This window comes from Dietzia sp. HMSC21D01 (assembly GCF_001815995.1).
Lineage (GTDB): Bacteria > Actinomycetota > Actinomycetes > Mycobacteriales > Mycobacteriaceae > Dietzia > Dietzia cinnamea.
In genome coordinates this window covers 1-4207 of record NZ_KV824134.1, presented here as the reverse complement: position 1 = coordinate 4207, position 4207 = coordinate 1, and the positions used below count along the sequence as shown (strand labels likewise).

4 protein-coding genes are annotated in these 4207 nt (G+C 69.9%); 1 reads left to right on the top strand and 3 read right to left on the bottom strand.

The window, feature by feature from the left end:
* Positions 1-50: 50 nt before the first annotated feature.
* The 3 genes from HMPREF3086_RS16520 to HMPREF3086_RS16510 all read right to left on the bottom strand — a co-directional run bounded on the left by HMPREF3086_RS16520 (position 51) and on the right by HMPREF3086_RS16510 (position 1980).
* A complete protein-coding gene (locus tag HMPREF3086_RS16520; RefSeq protein WP_007631533.1) occupies positions 51-827 on the bottom strand; it encodes an SDR family NAD(P)-dependent oxidoreductase in 777 nt (258 codons plus the stop codon).
* A gap of 50 nt (positions 828-877) precedes the next feature.
* Positions 878-1306: a VOC family protein gene (locus HMPREF3086_RS16515; RefSeq protein ID WP_061229276.1), complete on the bottom strand. Its 429-nt coding sequence runs from the start codon at positions 1304-1306 to the stop codon at positions 878-880.
* An 86-nt stretch (positions 1307-1392) separates the two neighbouring features.
* Positions 1393-1980, bottom strand: coding sequence for a maleylpyruvate isomerase N-terminal domain-containing protein (locus HMPREF3086_RS16510; protein ID WP_061229275.1), 588 nt, complete (start codon positions 1978-1980; stop codon positions 1393-1395).
* 134 nt (positions 1981-2114) lie between these two features.
* Between HMPREF3086_RS16510 and htpG the strand changes: the two genes are divergently transcribed.
* The gene (htpG, locus tag HMPREF3086_RS16505) at positions 2115-4148 is read left to right on the top strand and encodes a molecular chaperone HtpG (protein WP_061229274.1); all 2034 of its coding nucleotides are present in this window, start codon (positions 2115-2117) and stop codon (positions 4146-4148) included.
* Positions 4149-4207 lie beyond the last annotated feature (59 nt).

The following is a 4207-nucleotide window of genomic DNA, read 5'->3' as shown; positions in this document are numbered from 1 at the left end:
CCGGATCCGATCCGGCGGGGCCCCTCTCGTCGTGTGCTGACCGGGTCAGATCACTTCGGTGGCATCCGGATGCCACCGTCGACGCGGATGGTCTCCGCGTTCATGTACGGGTTGGTGAGCAGCTCCATGACCATGGACGCCAGCTCGTCCCCGGAGCCGAGACGCTTGGGGTGAAGGACGCTCTCGCCGAGCTTGGCCTTGAACGCCTCCGACTCCGGACCCTCGCCGTAGATCGGGGTGTCGATGAGGCCCGGCGCCACGGTGTTGAGGCGGATGCCGGCGGCCGACAGGTCGCGGGCGACCGGGAGGGTCATGCCGACGATGCCGCCCTTGGACGCGGAGTACGCGGCCTGGCCTATCTGGCCGTCGAACGCCGCGACGGACGCCATGTTGACGATCGCGCCCCGCTGCCCGTCCTCGTCGGCCTCCTGGGTGCTCATCTTGGTGGCGGCCAGGCGCAGCATGTCGAACGAGCCGATGAGGTTGATGTCGATGACCTTGCGAAACGCGTTGAGATCGAAGGCCGACGAGTACTCGCCGTCGCGACCGATCGTGCGCTGTGCCCACCCGATGCCGGCGGAGTTGACGAGGTAGCGCAGCGGGCCCAGCTCGAGCGCGGCGGCGACGGCCTTCTCGTTGTCCTCGGTCTTGGTCACGTCCACGGCGACGAACGTGCCGCCGACCTCGTTCGCCAGGGCCTCACCCTTCTCCGCGTTGAGGTCGGCGACGACCACCTTGGCGCCCTTGGTGGCGAGTTGACGGACGACGGCGGCGCCGATTCCCGACGCACCGCCCGTGACGATGGCACTTGCTCCAGAGATCTCCATACGAGCACCGTAACAAGCACGGGCGATGGATACGGGTGTCTTCCTCCGGGTTACTCGCCGGTGCCGGGGACCACGACGTCCCAGCGGATGCCGAACCGGTCGTGGACCTGCCCGTACCGGTCACCCCACGGCGCGATCTCGAAGGGCATCGCCATCTGACCCCCGCTGCCGGTGACCTTGTCGAGGAAGGCACGGGCCTCGTCCTCGGTGTCGAAGCCGAGGAGGAAGGAGTAGACGTCATTTCTCAGCTGCGGCAGGGACTCGCCCATGGCGTCGCCGCCGGTGAGGGTGATCCCCGGCGCCTCGAGGGTGGCGTGGGCGACCGAGCCGTGCGGCGGGTCGAACGGGAAGTCGTCCGTGGACGGGAACTGGTCGTAGGTCATCAGGCTGAGCTCCCCGCCGAAGAGCTCGTGGTAGTACGGGAACGCCTCGGAGGCGTTGCCGGGGAAGGAGATGTACGGGGCGCAGGACATGGACATCTACCGCGGTCTCTCGTCGTGGGCGCCCGCCTGCCGGTGCCGCCCGGTAGCGATAACGCTAGACCTCCGGCGTGGTCGACGGCACGTTAAATCGAGTCGCCGTTGGTCCGGCGGCCGGACAGCGCGAGGAGCCGGGTGCGCGCATCGGCCCCGATCGGGACCGGAAACGCGTCGGCGAGCACGTCGAAGGACCGCATCAGCTCGACCACGTCCCGTGCGTGGGCGAGGGTCCACGCGGCGAGCTCCCCGGTGTCCTCCGACCCCCAGGAGGCGGGGTCGAGGTCGTGGGCGTGGACGAGCAGTTCGAACACGCGAAGCGCGAGGAGATCGCGGACGGGGATCTCGGCCAACCGGTGCGGGACGGGGGCGTCAGCGTCGCGAGACCGGGCGAGTTCCTTACGCAGGCCGGCCGAGGTCCGGTACAGCGCGGGGACCGGCTTGTCGCCGGCGTGGTCGGCGGTCCGGGTCCAGCCGATCTCCGACTCCGGTAGCCGCGGGAAGTAGGCGGCGTACCGCAGCCCGCCGCCCAGGACGTGGTTGGCGAGGTCGCGCCGGGACCAGCCGGGGCAGGACTCGCAGTCGCCGTCGAGCGGCGAGGCGAGTGCGCGGGCGAACACCTTCGTCGACCGGTCGAGGACGTCGAGGTCCTCGCGGGGCAGTGGCGACGGGGTCACGGGCGGCACCTCATCTCGGGGAATGTCAGAGCTCCACACTAGGTTGGTCCTGACGGCGAGAACAGAGTGCCTGCGATGAGCGCGCCCGCTTCTCGCCCCCGTGCGACGTGACAGAGAAAGGACCGACACCCGACATGAGCCCGCAGACCTCCGGTGCCGCCGAGACCCGGGAGTTCCAGGCCGAGACCCGGCAGCTGCTGGATCTGATGATCCACTCGATCTACTCGAATCCGGACACCTTCCTTCGCGAGGTCATCTCCAACTCCTCGGACGCGCTGGACAAGCTACGCCTGGCCGCGCTGCAGGACTCCTCGCTCGGGGTCGACACCTCGGACCTGCACATCGAGTTGGTCCCGGACGCGGCGGCCCGCACGCTGACCATCCGGGACAACGGCATCGGCATGTCCCGCGACGAGGTGGTGGACCTGATCGGCACGCTCGCCAAGTCGGGCACCGGGCAGATGCGGGAGGCGCTCGCCGCCGCCCGCGCCGCGCAGGAGTCGGGCGAGGTATCGGAGCAGGCCACCGCGGACCTCATCGGCCAGTTCGGCATCGGCTTCTACTCCACGTTCATGGTGGCCGACACGGTCACGCTCATCACCCGTAAGGCCGGGGAGAGCGTTGGTACGCGCTGGACGTCGAGCGGTGAGGACACCTACACGATCGAGGAGGCCCCGGACGCCCCGCAGGGCACGTCGGTCATCCTGCAGCTCAAGCCCGCCGGCGGGGACGCGGCCCTGCCGGACTACACCGAGGAACACACGCTGCGCCGCGTGGTGCGCACCTACTCGGACTTCATCGCCTGGCCCATCCGGATGGACGTCGAGCGCCCGGCGCCGGAGCCGGAGGAGGGCGCGGCCGACGGGGAGTCCGGCGACGCCCCGGCCGGCGGCACGATCACCGAGACCGTCACCCTGAACTCGCAGAAGGCGCTGTGGACCCGGCCGAAGTCGGAGGTCACCGACGAGGAGTACGCCGAGTTCTACCGCCACATCTCGCACGCGTGGGACGAGCCGCTGGAGACCATCACCCTCAAGGCCGAGGGCACGTTCGAGTACCAGGCGCTGCTGTTCCTGCCCACGCAGGTGCCGTTCGACCTGTTCTCCCCGGACACCAAGCGGGGCGTGCAGCTCTACGTCCGCCGGGTCTTCATCATGGACGACTGCGAGGAGCTGGTCCCGCCGTTCCTCCGCTTCGTCAAGGGCATCGTCGACGCCCAGGACCTGTCGCTCAACGTCTCGCGCGAGATCCTGCAGCAGGACCGTCAGATCCGGGCGATCCGCAAGCGTCTGGTCAAGCGGGTGCTGCAGACCATCGAGCAGCTCCGCAACGACCGGCCGGAGGAGTTCCGCAGCTTCTGGGCCAACTTCGGCGCGGTCCTCAAGGAGGGCCTGATCTCCGATGTCGACGCCCGCGAGCAGCTGCTCGCCGTGAGCACCTTCGCGTCCACCCGGCCCGCCACCGCGTCGGAGAAGGCGCCGGAGGGCGAGGGCGAGAAGACCGGGGACGACGACGAGGTTGGCACCACCATCGCCGAGTACATCTCCCGTATGGCGGACGGGCAGGAGGAGATCTACTACCTCACCGGCACGTCCCGCGCGGCGGTGGAGAACTCCCCGCACCTGGAGGCGTTCCGTGCCCGTGGCGTCGAGGTCCTCATCCTCACCGACCCGGTGGACGAGGTGTGGGTGGACGCGGTCGGCGAGGTCGACGGCAAGCGGCTGCGGTCTGTGGCCAAGGGCGACGTGGACCTGTCCGGCATCGGCGCGGAGGCCGAGCAGGGCAAGGACGAGCCCGACGCCGCCGAGTACGCCGACCTGCTCACCTGGCTGGGCGAGGAGCTGTCCGACGAGGTCAAGCAGGTGCGCCTGTCGCATCGCCTCACCGAGTCGGCGGCGTGCATGGTCGGTGACGAGTTCGACATGACCCCGCAGCTGGAGGCCATGTACCGCGCCTCGGGTATGGAACTGCCCGTCAGCAAGCGGATCCTCGAGCTCAACCCCACGCACCCGCTGGTCGAGCGCCTGCGCGCCCGGCACGCCGAGGATCCCTCGGCGCCCGAGCTCAAGGACACCGCGCGGCTCATCGCCGGTGCCGCCGTCCTCGCCGAGGGCGGCACGCTGTCCGACCCGGCCGCGTTCGCCAAGCTGCTGGTCGACCGCATCTGACGGGCCGGTCCCGACCATCGACTACGCCGCCCCGCGGGACCCCGACCGGGTCACCGCGG